Genomic DNA, 18,192 nt, shown 5'->3' on the forward strand with positions numbered 1-18,192 from the left:
CCCACTTTGAGCACGACTAACCATGATCACCACGTTTACGTTCTGATGGGCGTATCAGGCAGCGGCAAATCCGCTGTCGCCAGCGAAGTGGCGCATCAACTGAATGCCGCGTTTCTTGATGGCGATTTTCTCCATCCGCGCTGCAACATCACGAAAATGGCGTCCGGCGAGCCGCTGAATGACGACGACCGCAAACCGTGGTTACAGGCGCTGAATGATGCCGCGTTCGCGATGCAGCGCACCAACAAGGTTTCGCTGATCGTCTGTTCCGCCTTGAAAAAACACTACCGTGACCTGCTGCGCGACGGTAACCCGAACCTCTCTTTCATCTATCTGAAAGGGGACTTTGACGTGATCGAAAACCGCCTGAAGGCGCGTAAAGGCCACTTCTTTAAAACGCAGATGTTGGTGACCCAGTTTGAAACACTGGAAGAACCGGGCGCTGACGAGAGCGATGTCCTGGTGGTGAATATCGATCAGCCACTGGAAGGTGTTGTCGCCAGCACCGTTGAGGTTATTAACAAAGGCAGTAAGTAGTGAGTACATTAACGCTTGTTTTAACAGCAGTAGGGTCTGTTTTACTGCTGTTGTTTTTAGTGATGAAGGCGCGTATGCACGCCTTCGTTGCTTTGATGGTGGTGTCTATTGGTGCAGGTCTCTTTTCCGGAATGCCGCTCGACAAAATCGCAGCGACGATGGAAAAGGGAATGGGGGGAACCCTGGGATTCCTGGCGATTGTGGTCGCGCTGGGAGCCATGTTCGGCAAGATTTTGCATGAGACGGGGGCAGTCGATCAGATCGCCGTCAAAATGCTCAAATCTTTCGGCCACAGCCGGGCGCACTATGCGATTGGTCTGGCGGGTCTGATTTGCGCGCTGCCGCTATTCTTTGAGGTGGCGATCGTCCTGCTGATTAGCGTCGCGTTCTCTATGGCGCGTCACACCGGCACCAACCTCGTGAAGCTGGTGATCCCGCTGTTTGCGGGTGTGGCTGCCGCCGCCGCATTTCTGTTGCCGGGGCCTGCGCCGATGCTGCTGGCCTCCCAAATGCACGCCGATTTTGGCTGGATGATCCTGATTGGCCTGTGCGCGGCAATCCCCGGCATGATTATCGCCGGGCCGCTGTGGGGCAATTTCATCAGCCGTTATGTCGAGCTGAATATTCCTGACGATATTACCGAACCGCATCTGGGCGAGGGCAAAATGCCGTCCTTCGGCTTTAGCCTGTCGCTGATCCTGCTGCCGCTGGTGCTGGTTGGGTTTAAAACTATCGCGGCACGCTTTGTGCCGGTCGGGTCTGACGCTTACCAATGGTTTGAATTTATTGGTCATCCGTTCACCGCGATTCTGGTGGCGTGTCTGGTGGCGATTTATGGCCTGGCAATGCGTCAGGGCATGCCGAAAGACAAAGTGATGGAAATTTGCGGCCATGCGCTGCAACCGGCGGGGATTATTCTGCTGGTGATCGGGGCCGGTGGCGTGTTCAAACAGGTACTGGTCGATTCCGGCGTGGGCCCTGCTTTGGGCGAAGCGTTGACCGGTATGGGCTTACCGATTGCCATTACCTGCTTCGTGCTGGCGGCGGCGGTCCGTATCATTCAGGGTTCTGCGACGGTCGCGTGCTTAACGGCGGTCGGTCTGGTGATGCCGGTGATTGAACAACTGAACTTCTCCGGCGCGCAGATGGCGGCACTGTCCATCTGCATCGCGGGTGGTTCAATCGTGGTCAGTCACGTTAACGACGCCGGTTTTTGGTTGTTCGGTAAGTTTACCGGCGCGACCGAAGCACAAACGTTGAAGACCTGGACGATGATGGAAACCATCCTCGGCACCGTTGGCGCGATTGTCGGTATGATTGCGTTCCAGCTTTTGAGCTGAGTCCGATGCCCGGTGGCGCGTGCGCTTACCGGGCCTGGATTCACGCACATATTCAGACCGTAAGCCGGGTAAGCGCGAGCGCCACCCGGCTTTTTTACAGCATCACCACACCATCCTCGGTTTTCAACCAACGCGGCGCTTTCAGCGTATCGGCGAAATATCCCACCAGATCCTGTAGCAAATCACCCGCAATCCGTTCCATATCATCAGAAAGCGTTTTGCTCATCAGTAAGAGTGTTAATAACTGGCAGTAACGCCCCATTTGATCGGGTTCAGGCTCGAAGAGGGGAGAACGGGTCGGTAATGTTTCCACCGTCAGGCTGGCTTGCAGGTGTTGCGGTACGGGTTCCGCCAGCGTCGGTTGCAATAACGCGAGACAGGCCGACAGACGCGCGCAAATCGCCAGTTTTTCAACCGGGTCATGACATTCAACAAGCCCTTCGACAAAACGCTCGCAGTTATCTGCCAGCTCGGTGAAATCCGTGGCATGGCTAAAGGGCAGGGTAAATAAAGCGTGTGAAAAGAGAGGGGTAGTCGCCATAAGGCAGCCTCCGATGAGTGATTTTCATCCGCCACTGGAGAGGCTAATCTCCATGGGTGGCAGAACCGGGCAGGGTTAGCCTTACCGGCCTCATCGGATACCGGCGCGTCTTACGACGCCCCCGCCCGGCCCACCATTGAAGTGTAGCTAAGCGTGCGACACAAAAATACTTGCGTCACCGATGAGGATTTTCAGAAGGCTAATTCTGGCACCTGATTTTGCAGGCGCAGCGAGAAGATAATGCTTATCCGCGAGGCTGACAAGAGGGCATTCCGGAAGGCGCTTCGCAGAAATGAAAATACGTTTTTTCAGCGACTTAAATGCTTGAGGTGTTTCTTAAAAACACATTCATGGTGTTGATTGCCCGGTGGCGCTTGCGCTTACCGGGCCTACACACGAGCACATATCGACACCGTAGGCCGGGTAAGCGCAAGCGCCACCCGGCACAACGTCACCCCTTCATCCACATCCGAACGCCATCCAGGAACATCTGGGTCGCCATCATCACCAGAATCAGCCCCATCAGACGCTCCAGCGCGTTAACCCCTTTCTCGCCCAGCAGGCGTAAAAACAGCGACGATTGCAGCAAAATCACAAAGGTACCGCCCCAGGCGATCAGCAACGCAATCACCAAATGCCCCATCTGATTCGGGTACTGATGCGATAACAGCATCAACGATGCGAGGATTGTCGGGCCTGCAACCAGCGGGATCGCCAGCGGTACGATAAACGGCTCTTCACCCGCCGGAAGCCCGGCGCTATTCCCGGTGGCGCTGGGGAAAATCATCTTGATGGCGATCAGGAACAGAATGATACCGCCGGAGATCGACACGGTTTCTGCGCGCAGGTTAAGAAATGCCAGAATTTTCTCGCCTGCAAACAGAAATATCAGCATCACCAACAGCGCAATGAACAGCTCACGAACCATAATCGCGCGACGGCGTTTGGGTTCGGTATGTTTCAGTACGGACATAAAAATGGGCAGATTTCCGAGCGGATCCATAATCAAGATCAACAAAACTGCCGCCGAAATGATTTCATTCATAAGTCAAATTCCCAGATAATCAATACGGACTTTCTGCTTGTTTGCGCAGCGGGATAAGTCGCATTACTGATGGCTTCGCTATCATTGATTAATTTCACTTGCGACTTTGGCTGCTTTTTGTATGGTGAAGGATAGGCCAGTAGGATACTGGTTAGCATACACAGCACACATCTCTGCAGGAAAAAAACGCTATGAAAAATGTTGGTTTTATCGGCTGGCGCGGTATGGTCGGTTCTGTTCTCATGCAACGCATGGTTGAAGAGCGCGACTTCGACGCCATTCGCCCTGTTTTCTTTTCTACTTCCCAGCTCGGGCAGGCGGCACCGACGTTTGGTGCGACCTCCACCGGCATGCTTCAGGACGCGTTTGATCTGGAAGCGCTGAAGGCGCTCGATATCATCGTGACCTGTCAGGGCGGCGATTATACCAACGAAATCTATCCAAAGCTTCGTGAAAGCGGTTGGCAGGGTTACTGGATTGATGCCGCTTCCTCACTGCGTATGAAAGACGACGCCATCATCATTCTCGACCCGGTTAACCAGGATGTCATCACCGACGGCTTAAACAAAGGCATTAAGACCTTCGTCGGCGGTAACTGCACCGTGAGTCTGATGCTGATGTCGCTTGGCGGCCTGTTCGCCAACGATCTGGTGGACTGGGTGTCTGTCGCGACCTACCAAGCCGCTTCCGGCGGCGGCGCACGCCATATGCGCGAACTGCTGAGCCAGATGGGCCATTTGTATGGTCATGTGGCCGAGGAACTGGCGACCCCGTCTTCTGCGATCCTCGATATCGAACGTAAAGTCACCACCCTGAGCCGTAGCGGCGATCTGCCGGTTGATAACTTTGGCGTACCGCTGGCGGGCAGCCTGATCCCGTGGATCGACAAACAGCTTGATAACGGCCAGAGCCGTGAAGAGTGGAAGGGACAAGCGGAAACCAACAAGATCCTCAACACCGCCTCCGTGATCCCGGTCGATGGCCTGTGCGTGCGCGTGGGCGCGCTGCGCTGCCACAGCCAGGCGTTCACCATCAAACTTAAAAAAGATGTGTCTATTCCGACCGTGGAAGAACTGCTGGCGGCCCATAACCCGTGGGCGAAAGTCGTACCCAACGATCGTGAAATCACGATGCGTGAGTTAACCCCGGCGGCCGTTACCGGCACGCTAACCACGCCAGTAGGGCGTCTGCGTAAGCTGAATATGGGACCCGAGTTCCTGTCAGCGTTTACCGTCGGCGATCAACTGCTGTGGGGCGCTGCAGAACCGCTACGCAGAATGCTGCGTCAGTTGGCCTAACAGTGTGTTAAATATACAGGGGTGCTGAGTCACCCCTTTATTGCGTAATACAGGAGTAAACGCGATGTTTCATTATTTACCAGGAGTTAGATAAAGCATTGGCTATTCTTTAAGGGTGGCTAAATACGGTGCGTATTTAGACCTTGCCTGGAGGTAGGACGGAGCAGAAAGGATGCACAGTGTGCTGCGCCGTTCAGGTCAAAGAAGTGTCGCTACCTGATGTCGAAGATCAGTTGGAAGGGGCGACACCATAAAACAGGATGACAACCATGTCCGTTCGTATCGATAGAGACGTGATTAATGCGCTTATTGCAGGCCACTTTGCGGATCCTTTTTCCGTACTCGGTATGCATCAAACTGACGCTGGACTTGAGGTCCGTGCCCTATTACCTGACGCCACCGAAGTGTGGGTGATTGAACCTAAAACCGGGCGTAAAGTCGGCAATCTGGAATGCCTCGACTCACGTGGTTTTTTCTGCGGCGTAATGCCCCGGCGTAAAAATGTCTTCCGCTATCAACTCGCTGTTGTCTGGCATGGACAACAGAATCTGATCGATGATCCTTATCGCTTTGGCCCTCTGATCCAGGAAATGGATGCCTGGTTATTATCTGAAGGCACCCATCTGCGTCCGTATGAAACCCTGGGGGCGCATGCGGATACGATGGACGGTGTTACCGGTACGCGTTTCTCCGTCTGGGCGCCTAACGCCCGGCGCGTCTCGGTGGTCGGACAATTCAACTACTGGGATGGTCGTCGCCACCCAATGCGTCTGCGCAAAGAGAGCGGCATCTGGGAGCTGTTTATCCCCGGCGCGCAAAATGGTCAGCTGTATAAATACGAAATGATCGACGCACATGGCCGCCTGCGCGTTAAAGCCGACCCCTATGCGTTTGAGGCGCAAATGCGCCCGGAAACGGCGTCGCTCATTTGCGGTTTGCCGGAAAAGGTCGTCCAGAGCGAGGCGCGCAAACAGGCCAATCAGTTCGACGCACCCATCTCCATTTATGAGGTGCATCTCGGCTCCTGGCGTCGTCACACCGACAATAATTTCTGGCTCAGTTATCGTGAGCTGGCAGATCAGTTGATTCCTTACGTGAAGTGGATGGGCTTCACGCACATTGAGTTACTGCCGATTAATGAGCACCCGTTTGACGGCAGCTGGGGCTACCAACCGACCGGCCTGTATGCGCCGACGCGTCGTTTTGGTACGCGCGACGACTTCCGTTACTTCGTCAATGCCGCGCATCAGGCGGGGCTGAACGTCATTCTCGACTGGGTGCCGGGGCATTTCCCGTCAGACGACTTTGGTCTGGCGGAGTTTGACGGCACCGACCTGTACGAACACAGCGACCCGCGTGAAGGCTACCATCAGGACTGGAATACGCTGATCTACAACTACGGTCGTCGCGAAGTCAGTAACTATCTGGTCGGTAACGCCCTGTACTGGATTGAACGTTTCGGAATTGATGCGCTGCGCGTGGACGCCGTCGCGTCGATGATTTATCGCGACTACAGCCGCAAAGAAGGTGAGTGGATCCCCAATGAGTATGGCGGTCGCGAAAACCTCGAAGCGATCGAATTTTTACGCAATACCAACCGTATTCTGGGCGAACAGGTGCCCGGCGCGGTCAGTATGGCGGAAGAGTCTACGGATTTTCCGGGGGTCTCTCGCCCGCAGGACATGGGGGGGCTGGGCTTCTGGTTCAAATGGAACCTCGGCTGGATGCATGACACGCTGGACTATATGAAGCTGGATCCGGTCCATCGTCAGTATCATCACGATAAGCTGACCTTCGGCATGCTGTACAACTACACCGAAAACTTTGTTCTGCCACTGTCGCATGACGAAGTGGTCCACGGCAAAAAATCCATTCTTGATCGTATGCCTGGCGACGCCTGGCAGAAATTTGCCAACCTGCGTGCCTATTACGGCTGGATGTGGGCCTTCCCTGGCAAGAAACTGCTGTTTATGGGCAATGAGTTTGCCCAGGGACGCGAATGGAATCACGACGCCAGCCTTGACTGGCATCTGTTGGAAGGCGGCGACAACTGGCACCACGGCGTCCAACGGCTGGTGCGCGATCTGAACCATACCTACCGTCACCATAAAGCGCTGCATGAGGTTGATTTTGATGGGTATGGATTCGAATGGCTGGTGGTGGACGACAACGCACGTTCGGTGCTGATTTTTGCCCGTCGGGACAAAGCAGGTAACGAAATTATTGTCGCCAGCAACTTTACGCCGGTCCCACGTCCTGGCTATCGCTTCGGCATTAATCAGCCGGGGAAATGGCGCGAGATAGTGAATACCGACTCCATGCACTATCACGGCAGTAATACCGGCAATGGCGGAGCCGTACAAAGCGATGAAATTGCCAGCCACGGTCGCCAGCACTCACTGAGCCTAACCTTGCCGCCGTTAGCCACCATCTGGCTGATGCGGGAGGGGGAATGAGCCAACTGGCCATCGGCAATGCCACGCCGCATGGTGCAACTTACGATGGTCGTGGCGTTAACTTTACGCTCTTTTCAGCGCATGCCGCGCGCGTAGAACTGTGTGTTTTCGATGCGCAGGGGGGCGAGCAGCGGTATGAGCTACTGGGGCGGAGCGGCGATGTCTGGCATGGTTATCTGGCCGATGCCAGACCCGGTCTGCGTTACGGTTATCGTGTGTATGGTCCGTGGAAACCTGAGCAGGGGCTGCTTTTCAATCCGGCGAAATTGCTGATTGACCCCTATGCCCGCCGGGTGGAAGGCGAACTGAAAGATCACCCAGCGTTACATGGCGGATATGACGCGCCGGATCGCAGTGACAGCGCCGCCTTCGCGCCAAAATGCGTGGTGGTGGCCGACCATTATGACTGGGAAGACGATACCCCACCGCGCACGCCGTGGGGCAATTCGGTGATCTACGAGGCGCATGTGAAGGGGTTGACGTATTTACATCCGGGGATCCCGGAGGAGATACGCGGCACCTACAAGGCACTCGGTCATCCGGTGATGGTGGCGTATTTCAAACAGTTGGGGATCACCGCCCTGGAGTTGTTGCCGGTGTTGCATTTCGCCAGTGAACCGCGTTTACAACGGCTGGGGCTGTCGAACTACTGGGGCTATAACCCCATGGCGATGTTCTCGCTGCATCCGGCATATGCCTGCTCCCCGGACACTGCGCTTGATGAGTTTCGTGACGCGGTGAAAGCGCTGCATAAAGCCGGAATTGAAGTCATTCTCGACATTGTTCTCAACCATAGCGCGGAGCTGGATCTCGACGGTCCGTTCTTCTCCCTGCGCGGAATTGACAACCGTAGCTATTATTGGATTAAGGAGGATGGTGATTACCACAACTGGACCGGCTGTGGTAATACGCTCAATTTAAGCCATCCCGGCGTGGTGGAGTATGCGTGCGAGTGCCTGCGCTACTGGGTTGAGACGTGCCATGTTGATGGTTTTCGTTTTGATCTGGCCTCCGTCATGGGGCGTACGCCTGAGTTTCGTCAGGATGCGCCGCTGTTTAACGCCATCAAAAGCTGTCCGTTGCTTTCAAATATCAAGCTGATTGCTGAGCCGTGGGATATCGGTGAAGGGGGATATCAGGTCGGTAATTTCCCGCCACCGTTTGCCGAGTGGAACGATCATTTCCGCGACGCAGCCCGGCGCTTTTGGTTGCAACGCAATTTGTCGTCGGGTGATTTTGCGCAGCGTTTTGCCGCCTCCAGCGATGTGTTTAAACGCAATGGCCGTAAACCCAGCGCAACAGTGAATCTGGTTACTGCGCATGATGGATTTACGCTCAGAGACTGTGTTTGTTTCAATCAGAAACATAATGAGGCAAACGGTGAGGAAAATCGCGACGGCACCAACAACAATTATAGTAACAATCATGGTAAAGAAGGATTAGGCGGTACGTTAGACCTGATTGAACGGCGGCGCGACAGTATTCATTCCCTGTTGACGACGTTACTGCTCTCTCAGGGGACGCCAATGTTGCTTGCGGGCGATGAGCATGGTCACAGCCAGCATGGCAACAACAACGCTTACTGTCAGGATAATGCCTTAACCTGGCTGGACTGGCAGCAGGCGAACAGTGGGTTAACCATGTTCACTGCCGCGTTGATTCATCTTCGCCAGAAGATCCCTGCGTTAACCGGGGATCGCTGGTGGGAAGAGAACGACGGCAATGTTCAGTGGCTTAATCAGTACGCACAACCCTTGAGTGCGGATGAGTGGCAAAACGGACCGAAACAGATGCAAATCTTGCTGTCGGGTCGTTTTCTGATCGCAATAAACGCCACGCTTGAGGTAACAGATATCGTTTTACCTGAAGGGGAATGGCGCGCTATTCCCCCATTTGCTGGAGAGGATAATCCAGTGATTACGGCTGTCTGGCAGGGACCTGCGCACGGACTGTGTGTGTTCCAGAGATGATAAAAAAGGAGTTAGTCATGGTGAGTTTAGAGAAAAACGATCGTTTAATGTTGGCGCGCCAGCTGCCATTGAAATCTGTTGCCCTGATCCTGGCCGGTGGCCGTGGTACCCGTCTAAAAGACTTAACCAACAAACGCGCCAAGCCAGCCGTTCACTTTGGCGGCAAGTTCCGCATTATCGATTTTGCGTTATCCAATTGCATTAACTCCGGGATCCGCCGTATCGGCGTCATCACGCAGTATCAGTCCCACACCCTGGTGCAGCATATTCAGCGCGGCTGGTCATTCTTCAGTGAAGAGATGAATGAGTTTGTTGACTTGCTGCCCGCCCAGCAAAGGATGCAGGGCGAAAACTGGTATCGCGGCACCGCAGATGCCGTCACCCAAAACCTGGACATCATTCGTCGCTATAAAGCGGAATATGTGGTGATCCTCGCGGGCGATCACATCTATAAGCAAGATTACTCTCGCATGCTGATAGACCATGTTGAGAAAGGGGCGCGTTGCACCGTGGCATGTATGCCGGTGCCTATCGAAGAAGCCAGCGCGTTTGGCGTGATGGCTGTTGATGAGACCGACAAAATTATCGAGTTCGTGGAAAAACCGGCGAACCCGCCAGCGATGCCAAACGATCCGACCAGGTCCCTCGCCAGTATGGGCATCTATGTTTTTGATGCCGATTACCTCTACGAACTGCTGGCGGAAGATGATGAGAATGACGCCTCCAGCCACGACTTCGGCAAAGATATTATTCCGAAAATTACCGAAGCTGGCCTGGCTTTTGCGCATCCATTCCCATTGTCCTGCGTGCAGTCTGACGCGGATGCCGAGCCGTACTGGCGCGATGTCGGAACCCTGGAAGCGTACTGGAAAGCCAACCTCGATCTGGCCTCTGTCACGCCTGAGCTTGATATGTACGACCAGGAATGGCCAATCCGTACGCATATGGAACCGTTGCCGCCCGCGAAATTTGTGCAGGACCGCTCCGGCAGCCACGGGATGACGCTCAACTCACTGGTTTCCGGCGGCTGTATTATTTCCGGTTCGGTGGTGGTGCAGTCGGTTCTGTTCCCGCGGGTGAGGGTGAATTCGTTCTGTAACATTGATTCGGCAGTCTTGTTGCCAGAAGTCTGGGTTGGACGTTCGTGCCGTTTGCGCCGTTGCATCATCGATCGCGCTTGTGTGATCCCGGAAGGCATGGTGATTGGTGAAAACGCGGAAGAGGATGCGCGACGTTTTTACCGTTCAGAAGAAGGCATTGTGCTGGTCACGCGTGAGATGCTGCGCAAACTGCAGGTCAACCAGGAGCGATAATGCAGGTTATACATGTATGTTCAGAGATGTTCCCCCTGTTGAAAACCGGGGGGCTGGCGGATGTGATTGGCGCATTGCCCGCGGCACAAATTGCGGATGGCGTGGATGCCCGTGTATTGCTTCCTGCATTTCCTGACATTCGTCGGGGGGTAACCGATGCAAAGGTGGTTACCCGACGCGACACCTTCGCAGGAAGGATCACGCTGCTGTTCGGTCATTACAACGGTGTTGGTATCTACCTGATTGATGCGCCCCATTTGTATGACCGTCCGGGGAGCCCGTATCACGACACCAACTTATTTGCGTACACCGATAACGTGCTGCGTTTTGCGTTGCTGGGTTGGGTCGGATGTGAAATGGCCTGCGGACTTGATCCATTCTGGCGCCCGGATGTGGTGCATGCGCACGACTGGCATGCAGGTCTGGCACCGGCCTATCTGGCGGCGCGCGGCCATCCGGCGAAATCGGTGTTCACCGTACACAACCTGGCATATCAAGGCATGTTTTATGCAAAGCATATGGATGACATCGAATTGCCATGGTCGTTCTTTAATGTGCATGGGCTGGAGTTTAACGGACAGATTTCATTCCTGAAGGCGGGGTTGTACTACGCCGACCATATCACGGCGGTCAGTCCGACCTATGCACGTGAAATCACCGAAGCGCAGTTTGCCTATGGGATGGAAGGTTTGCTGCAGCAGCGGCATCGTGAAGGACGTCTGTCCGGCGTGCTGAACGGTGTGGACGAGAATATCTGGAGCCCGGAAACCGATCTCCTGCTGGCATCACGCTATACGCGTGATTCGCTGGAAGAGAAAGCGGAAAACAAACGGCAGTTGCAGATTGCGATGGGGTTAAAGGTCAATGACAAGGCCCCGTTGTTTGCGGTCGTCAGCCGCCTGACCAGCCAGAAAGGGCTGGATCTGGTGCTGGAAGCCTTACCGGGTTTGTTAGAGCAGGGCGGGCAACTGGCGTTACTCGGTGCGGGCGATCCGGTATTGCAGGAAGGTTTCCTCGCGGCGGCTGCGGAGCACCCAGGCCAGGTCGGCGTGCAGATTGGCTATCATGAGGCATTCTCGCATCGCATTATGGGCGGCGCGGATGTGATTTTGGTGCCCAGCCGCTTTGAACCGTGCGGCTTAACGCAATTATATGGATTGAAGTACGGCACGCTGCCGCTAGTGCGGCGCACCGGTGGGCTGGCTGATACGGTGTCTGATAGTTCGCTGGAAAACCTGGCGGACGGTATCGCCAGTGGGTTTGTATTTGAAGATAGTAACGCCTGGTCGCTATTAAGAGCGATTAGACGGGCTTTCGTGTTGTGGTCCCGCCCTTCGCTCTGGCGGTTTGTGCAACGGCAGGCAATGGCCATGGATTTTAGCTGGCACGTCGCGGCGAAGTCGTACCGCGAGCTTTACTATCGTTTGAAATAGTTATCCAGGAATCACTTATATGAATGCTCCATTTTCTTATGCATCGCCCACACTCAGCGTAGAGGCTCTTAAGCATTCTATTGCCTATAAGCTGATGTTTACGATTGGCAAAGATCCGGTCATTGCCAACAAACATGAGTGGCTGAACGCCACATTGTTCGCGGTGCGCGATCGTCTCGTGGAGCGCTGGCTGCGTTCTAACCGTGCTCAACTGTCACAGGAAACCCGTCAGGTGTACTACCTGTCGATGGAGTTCCTGATTGGCCGCACCCTTTCCAATGCGCTGTTATCGTTAGGTATTTATGACGATGTCAAAGGCGCGCTGGAAGGCATGGGGCTAGACCTTGAGGAACTGATTGATGAAGAGAACGACCCTGGCCTCGGTAACGGCGGTCTGGGGCGTCTGGCAGCGTGTTTCCTCGACTCGCTGGCAACGTTAGGTCTGCCGGGTCGTGGGTACGGTATCCGCTACGACTACGGCATGTTCCGGCAGAACATTGTCGACGGGCGGCAGAAAGAGTCTCCGGACTACTGGCTGGAATACGGCAACCCGTGGGAGTTCAAACGCCACAACAAGCGCTATAAAGTGCGTTTTGGCGGACGTATCCAGCAGGAAGGCAAGAAGACGCGCTGGATTGAAACCGAAGAGATTCTGGCCGTCGCCTATGACCAGATTATTCCGGGTTACGACACCGATGCTACCAATACGCTGCGTTTGTGGAATGCGCAGGCCAGCAGTGAAATCAACCTCGGTAAATTTAACCAGGGTGATTACTTTGCGGCGGTGGAAGACAAAAACCATTCCGAAAACGTTTCTCGCGTTCTCTATCCGGACGATTCGACCTACTCGGGACGTGAACTGCGTTTGCGCCAGGAGTACTTCCTGGTCTCTTCGACGATACAGGACATCCTGAGTCGCCACTACCAGTTGCACAAAACCTACGACAATCTGGCGGATAAAATCGCTATCCACCTCAACGACACCCACCCTGTGCTGTCGATTCCTGAAATGATGCGTCTGCTTATCGACGACCATAAGTTCAGTTGGGATGATGCGTTTGAAGTGTGCTGCCAGGTCTTCTCCTACACCAACCACACGTTGATGAGTGAGGCGCTGGAAACCTGGCCGGTCGATATGCTGGGTAAAATTCTGCCGCGTCATTTGCAGATAATCTTTGAAATCAACGACTACTTCCTGAAAACCCTGCAGGAACAGTATCCCAACGATACCGCTTTGTTGGGACGCGCGTCGATCATTGACGAGTCCAACGGTCGTCGTGTGCGCATGGCGTGGCTGGCGGTGGTGGTGAGCCACAAAGTTAACGGCGTCTCCGAGCTGCACTCCAACCTGATGGTACAGTCGCTGTTTGCCGATTTTGCGAAGATCTTCCCGACGCGATTCTGCAACGTCACTAACGGTGTGACGCCGCGCCGCTGGCTGGCGCTGGCGAACCCGCCGCTCTCCGACGTGCTGGATGAGAACATTGGCCGCACCTGGCGTACCGATCTCAGCCAGTTGAGCGAGCTTGAACAGCACTGCGATTTCCCGCTGGTCAACCATGCGGTACGTCAGGCGAAGCTGGAGAACAAAAAACGTCTGGCACTGCTTATCGCTCAGAACCTGAATGTGGTGGTGAATCCGAAAGCGCTGTTTGATGTGCAGATTAAACGTATTCACGAGTACAAACGTCAGTTGATGAACGTGCTGCATGTGATAACCCGTTACAACCGTATCAAGGCTGAGCCTGATGCCGAGTGGGTGCCGCGTGTGAATATTTTCGCCGGGAAAGCGGCTTCCGCTTACTACATGGCGAAACACATCATTCACCTGATCAACGACGTTGCGAAAGTGATCAACAACGATCCGCTGATTGGCGACAAGCTGAAGGTAGTCTTTATTCCTAACTACAGCGTCAGCCTGGCGCAGGTGATCGTTCCTGCCGCCGACCTGTCCGAGCAGATTTCACTGGCAGGAACAGAAGCGTCCGGCACCAGTAATATGAAATTTGCCCTCAACGGCGCGCTGACGATCGGTACGCTGGACGGTGCCAACGTCGAGATGCTGGAGCATGTGGGTGCGGAAAATATCTTTATCTTTGGTAATACGGCGGAAGAGGTCGAGGCGCTGCGCAGTAAGGGCTACAAACCTCGCGAGTATTACGAGAAAGACGAAGAGCTGCACCAGGTGCTGACGCAAATTGGCAGCGGCGTGTTCAGCCCGGAAGAACCAGGCCGTTATCGTGACCTGGTGGACTCGCTGATCAACTTTGGCGACCACTATCAGGTGCTGGCGGATTACCGCAGCTATGTTGACTGTCAGGATAAGGTCGACGAACTGTATCTGCGTCCGGAAGAGTGGACCGCGAAGACCATGCTTAACATCGCCAATATGGGGTATTTCTCCTCCGACAGGACGATCAAAGAGTATGCCGACACCATCTGGCATATTGATTCGGTGCGGTTGTAAGTTGTTTCTCTAACGCCAACGGGACCACACGGTCCCGTTTTTCAATTGCTACAGGAATTGGAGATGGAGTGTGGAAATATCAACAGGGATTGTTAAATTATATAAAAATGCAGTTTTTAGATTGTTTTTAGGCATCGCGATAAGTCTTTTATTAGGTGAGTTCCTGGCAAATAATGCACAGAATATTCATAGTATCATTGTAATAAAATTGCTGGTGATGCTGTTTTTTTGTTCTTTCGGTTTTTTAAGTGGTTTTGCCATAATAGATATTTTAGGAAGTGTAATATATTCATTTCATACCCGAAACAACCAACAAAACATTGATAAAGAACCATTAAAATCTTTTATAACGCATATAGATAAAATAAAATTTATCCTGAAGTTGTTTCTGATGTTTTTTCTGCTTGTGGTGACTTATAGGTTTGTGCTGTAAAAGTACAACTAAATTATTTGTAAAATGAATAATACATGTGAAATTTATATATGAAAGTTGATGAAGATACCCTGGTAACACTCATGTGAATCATGTTTACATTATTATTGTTATCCGAAGTCGAGCCAGAATGGGGTTTCCCCTCCATCACTGTTTCAGAAAAAACCCAGATAGAACAATGGTCAGTGTGAATTAGAATTTCGCTCATATTTAGGATGAATGGGAGGCGTTATGGAAAGCAGGAAATGGATTTTGACGTCGCTGGTGATGACCTCTTTTGGTATTCCGATACTGGCGGTTTGGTGTGCTGGTTCTTAAGTCCCTGGGGAAAAGCCTGGTAAAATATATGAGCTACGTGCCGATGTATCCGACCATTAAATAATCATCGATAAAAAGGATTTAGCGTAATGGAATTCACATTATCAAAATACACAGGCGCTCTGCTGTTATGTACGCTATTACAGGCAGGTTGCGTAGATCGGGAAGGGTACTACAACAGCGTAAGAGAAGAAGAGAGTCGTGAGTTGACCAGTATACGGGGAGAGCCGACCTTCCGTTACACCGATGAGTGGCAAAAGTGGCCGAGCGTATACGGCGCAACGGCCTTGTATCCGTTATATGCTTCCGCTTACTTCCAGTTAGTACCCGAACCGACGGACCCGGCTCGTACCTCTTCGGCCTGGGAAAAATATTATATGTATCAGACGCGGACGCCTGAAGCGTATGACAATCTCATCAAAGGCACTGCCGATATTATTTTTGTCGCGCAACCTTCTGAAGGGCAAAAGAAACGGGCGGCAGAGGCTGGCGTCAAACTAACCTACACGCCCTTCGCCCGGGAAGCCTTTGTCTTTATCGTTGATATAAAAAATCCAGTTAATACGCTTACTGAACAGCAGGTTAAGGATATTTTCAGTGGCAAAGTCACCCGCTGGAATAAAGCAGGAGGCCGCGATGAGCGTATAAAAGTCTGGCAGCGTCCGGAAGACTCCGGGAGTCAGACGGTCATGCAGGGGCTGGTGATGAAAGAGACACCGATGTTACCTGCCAAAAAATCGACGGTGGTTGATCTGATGGGCGGACTCATCACGGAAGTGGCTGACTACCAAAATACGCCCTCTTCGATTGGCTACACCTTCCGCTACTATGTGACGCGCATGAACGCGAACATGCTCAAAATGCGCAAACAGATCAAGCTGCTGGCAATCAACGGCATCGCACCAACGGAAGAAAATATCCGCAACGGGACTTATCCGTACATTGTAGAGGCATATATGGTCACCCAGGAAAAACCAACGCCGGAAACGCAAAAGCTGGTGGACTGGTTTTTAAGCCCGCAGGGGCAGCAACTGGTGCAGGATGTGGGGTATGTGCCGCTGTATAAGACGTTGCACTAGGGGAAGCCAATATCCACGGGGAGTAAAAAAGCAACCGCAACGCTACGCGCTACGGCCTTCTTCAAAAGCTTAACTGACAAGCGTTAGCTCTTAGGGCCCTATTTTTATGCTCAGTTATTGTGCGTTGATATGGAATAATAACCGTCAGGTGGTGTATAGTATTCAAAGAATTAATTATAATTAATTGATAACATTATGAAAAAAATTACAACATCTATTCCTGCTCTCGACAAAATTATGCGTGTCTTCGCTTATCTTATGGAATGCGATGGCGCGACGTTCACACAGATTCACCAGAATTCAGGGATCGCAAAAAGCAGCACCTCATCTTTACTTACTGGTATGGTTGCGCATGGCTTATTGCGTCAGGAAAAAGATAAGTATTATCTGGGCTTACACCTTTATGAATTAGGTAATAAAGCCGCAGAACAGTACGATATTAAAAAAATTGCTTTACCTGTACTGGAAGAAATTCGCGATTCTACAGGCTTAACGTGTCACCTTGGCGTTCTTGAAGGCGACTCGCCCATTTATCTTCTGAAGCTGGAAAGCCCACAAGCTATAGTAATACGTAGCTGGGAAGGGAAGCGCCTTTCTCTGCATAGTTCAGGTTTGGGGAAAGTGCTTATTGCCTGGCTTAGCAATGAAGAGCTGGATGATCTTTTGCCTCCCGATCAGGTTCTGACCCGATTTACTGATACGACAATTACCGATGTGAATATTCTTAAGCAAGAGTTAGCTGGGATTCGTCGACGTGGTTGGGGCTATGATAACGAAGAGGATTCTTTGGGTGTCCGTTGCATTGCTGTACCTGTATTTAATGCTGAGGGGAAAGTGGTTGCGGCATTGAGCGTATCGGGTGTGGCATTCCAGATCCCTGATGAAAAAAGAGAATCGCTTGCGACGCAGATGATGGATGCCAGTCGCCGCCTGTCATATATGTTGCGCTAGTCTTTTCGACCGGACCAGACAGCAAAGGGCGGGCGTTAAGCCCGCTTATCATGTTACAACCCCGCGCGATGTAATACCTTTTTCAGACTCACGATTTTTTCATCATTTGCAGGTTGTACCGGGGGCATAACCTCCACCGATATATCGATGCCGCTGAGCCGGATTGCTTTTTTGATAATCCCGAAGAAAGGGGTGTCCAGACTGTAGATAGTTGATAATGCAGACAGTCTGCGTTGCAGGTTAAACATGGTTTCATATTCTTTTTCGCACCATGCACGATAAATTCCACAGGTTAACTGCGGGGCAAAGTTAGCGGTCGCAGGGATACCTCCATTTCCCCCCATGATCAACGTATCCATCATATATTCATCATAGCCAGAGAAAACAACAAAATCAGGGCGAACCGGTCTTACCGTATTTATAATTTCACGGATATGACTAATATTATCCACAGTGTCTTTTATCCCAATAATGTTGGGAATGTCATGTGCGAGTCGGGTAATTAATTCGATGCTGAGGTCCTGACCAGTGAGTGCCGGAAAGTTATAAAGGATTACCGGTGATTTGATGTTCTCTGCGACCATTCTGAAATGATGATAAATATAGTCATCAGTCAGCTTCGCATAATAAGGATTGAGGACCAGAACCGCATCAACTTCAAGGCGATCGGCATGCTGACCGTAATTAATCACATCTTGTGTACTGGTGCTACTGATACCTAACAAGACCGGAATTCGATGATTGATGTGCTGGACACAAAACTCGGCGGCTGCAAGGCGCTGCTCTTTTGTCATGTGGCAAAATTCACCACCGCTCCCCAGCAATAATACGCCATCGACCTGGTTATCAATAAGATGATCGAGCAAAGTCGCCATCCCTTTCTTATCTAATTCTCCCTGCGCATTGACAATAGTGGGTACGGGCGGAAAGACGCCTTTAAATTTTTCTGTTTGCATGATGTATTTATCCTTAAAAGCAGGTGGGCTAAAAATAACTTAGCCCACCAGGGAA

14 protein-coding genes are annotated in these 18,192 nt (G+C 52.4%); 11 read left to right on the forward strand and 3 right to left on the reverse strand.

Going from position 1 to position 18,192, the window contains the following annotated elements; genetic code table 11:
• Positions 1–6 precede the first annotated feature (6 nt).
• Together gntK and gntU are read left to right on the forward strand one after the other, a co-directional pair.
• A complete protein-coding gene (gene gntK / locus P2W74_RS01290) occupies positions 7–537 on the forward strand; it encodes a gluconokinase (RefSeq protein ID WP_276293610.1) in 531 nt (176 codons plus the stop codon).
• Entirely contained in the window at positions 537–1,877 is a 1,341-nt protein-coding gene (gene gntU / locus P2W74_RS01295) for a gluconate transporter (protein ID WP_192614253.1), read from the forward strand. Before gntK ends, gntU begins: the two co-directional genes overlap by 1 nt.
• Positions 1,878–1,971: 94 nt before the next feature.
• On the opposite strand, the gene P2W74_RS01300 is transcribed toward gntU, so the two are convergent.
• On the reverse strand, positions 1,972–2,418 hold the full coding sequence (locus tag P2W74_RS01300; RefSeq protein WP_276293611.1) for a hypothetical protein: 447 nt from the start codon (positions 2,416–2,418) through the stop codon (positions 1,972–1,974).
• Positions 2,419–2,869: 451 nt separating this feature from the next.
• Positions 2,870–3,463 carry an NAAT family transporter YhgN gene (gene yhgN, locus P2W74_RS01305; protein WP_192614255.1) on the reverse strand — a complete coding sequence of 198 codons (594 nt, stop codon included), beginning with the start codon at positions 3,461–3,463 and terminating at the stop codon, positions 2,870–2,872.
• A gap of 191 nt (positions 3,464–3,654) precedes the next feature.
• Between yhgN and asd the strand changes: the two genes are divergently transcribed.
• The 9 genes from asd to P2W74_RS01350 all read left to right on the forward strand — a co-directional run bounded on the left by asd (position 3,655) and on the right by P2W74_RS01350 (position 17,181).
• Entirely contained in the window at positions 3,655–4,761 is a 1,107-nt protein-coding gene (asd, locus tag P2W74_RS01310) for an aspartate-semialdehyde dehydrogenase (protein WP_276293612.1), read from the forward strand.
• A 269-nt stretch (positions 4,762–5,030) separates the two neighbouring features.
• Positions 5,031–7,217, forward strand: coding sequence for a 1,4-alpha-glucan branching enzyme (gene glgB / locus P2W74_RS01315; protein ID WP_276293613.1), 2,187 nt, complete (start codon positions 5,031–5,033; stop codon positions 7,215–7,217).
• Positions 7,214–9,187: a glycogen debranching protein GlgX gene (gene glgX, locus P2W74_RS01320; protein ID WP_276293614.1), complete on the forward strand. Its 1,974-nt coding sequence runs from the start codon at positions 7,214–7,216 to the stop codon at positions 9,185–9,187. The genes glgB and glgX overlap by 4 nt, the downstream gene beginning before the upstream one ends.
• Positions 9,188–9,204: 17 nt before the next feature.
• Positions 9,205–10,500, forward strand: a complete 1,296-nt coding sequence (glgC, locus tag P2W74_RS01325) for a glucose-1-phosphate adenylyltransferase (protein ID WP_276293615.1) — start codon at positions 9,205–9,207, stop codon at positions 10,498–10,500.
• The gene (gene glgA / locus P2W74_RS01330; RefSeq protein ID WP_276293616.1) at positions 10,500–11,933 is read left to right on the forward strand and encodes a glycogen synthase GlgA; all 1,434 of its coding nucleotides are present in this window, start codon (positions 10,500–10,502) and stop codon (positions 11,931–11,933) included. The genes glgC and glgA overlap by 1 nt, the downstream gene beginning before the upstream one ends.
• A 19-nt stretch (positions 11,934–11,952) precedes the next feature.
• On the forward strand, positions 11,953–14,400 hold the full coding sequence (gene glgP, locus P2W74_RS01335) for a glycogen phosphorylase (protein WP_276293617.1): 2,448 nt from the start codon (positions 11,953–11,955) through the stop codon (positions 14,398–14,400).
• Positions 14,401–14,470: 70 nt separating this feature from the next.
• Positions 14,471–14,833: a hypothetical protein gene (locus P2W74_RS01340; RefSeq protein ID WP_276293618.1), complete on the forward strand. Its 363-nt coding sequence runs from the start codon at positions 14,471–14,473 to the stop codon at positions 14,831–14,833.
• A 407-nt stretch (positions 14,834–15,240) separates the two neighbouring features.
• Complete coding sequence (locus P2W74_RS01345; RefSeq protein WP_276293619.1) at positions 15,241–16,230, forward strand: PstS family phosphate ABC transporter substrate-binding protein; 990 nt, start codon at positions 15,241–15,243, stop codon at positions 16,228–16,230.
• Positions 16,231–16,425: 195 nt separating this feature from the next.
• A complete protein-coding gene (locus P2W74_RS01350) occupies positions 16,426–17,181 on the forward strand; it encodes an IclR family transcriptional regulator (RefSeq protein ID WP_276293620.1) in 756 nt (251 codons plus the stop codon).
• Positions 17,182–17,234: 53 nt separating this feature from the next.
• On the opposite strand, the gene P2W74_RS01355 is transcribed toward P2W74_RS01350, so the two are convergent.
• Positions 17,235–18,140 carry a dihydrodipicolinate synthase family protein gene (locus P2W74_RS01355; RefSeq protein WP_276295280.1) on the reverse strand — a complete coding sequence of 302 codons (906 nt, stop codon included), beginning with the start codon at positions 18,138–18,140 and terminating at the stop codon, positions 17,235–17,237.
• Positions 18,141–18,192 lie beyond the last annotated feature (52 nt).

Origin of the sequence: Citrobacter enshiensis (genome assembly GCF_029338175.1) — a bacterium.
Classification (GTDB): Bacteria; Pseudomonadota; Gammaproteobacteria; order Enterobacterales; family Enterobacteriaceae; genus Citrobacter_D; species Citrobacter_D enshiensis.

Coding starts and splice junctions, on each gene's coding strand:
- glgA (WP_276293616.1), top strand. CDS start 10,500: ATGCAGGTTATACATGTATGTTCAGAGATGTTCCCCCTGTTGAAAACC.
- glgC (WP_276293615.1), top strand. CDS start 9,205: ATGGTGAGTTTAGAGAAAAACGATCGTTTAATGTTGGCGCGCCAGCTG.
- P2W74_RS01345 (WP_276293619.1), top strand. CDS start 15,241: ATGGAATTCACATTATCAAAATACACAGGCGCTCTGCTGTTATGTACG.
- asd (WP_276293612.1), top strand. CDS start 3,655: ATGAAAAATGTTGGTTTTATCGGCTGGCGCGGTATGGTCGGTTCTGTT.
- glgX (WP_276293614.1), top strand. CDS start 7,214: ATGAGCCAACTGGCCATCGGCAATGCCACGCCGCATGGTGCAACTTAC.
- P2W74_RS01350 (WP_276293620.1), top strand. CDS start 16,426: ATGAAAAAAATTACAACATCTATTCCTGCTCTCGACAAAATTATGCGT.
- glgB (WP_276293613.1), top strand. CDS start 5,031: ATGTCCGTTCGTATCGATAGAGACGTGATTAATGCGCTTATTGCAGGC.
- yhgN (WP_192614255.1), bottom strand. CDS start 3,463: ATGAATGAAATCATTTCGGCGGCAGTTTTGTTGATCTTGATTATGGAT.
- P2W74_RS01300 (WP_276293611.1), bottom strand. CDS start 2,418: ATGGCGACTACCCCTCTCTTTTCACACGCTTTATTTACCCTGCCCTTT.
- glgP (WP_276293617.1), top strand. CDS start 11,953: ATGAATGCTCCATTTTCTTATGCATCGCCCACACTCAGCGTAGAGGCT.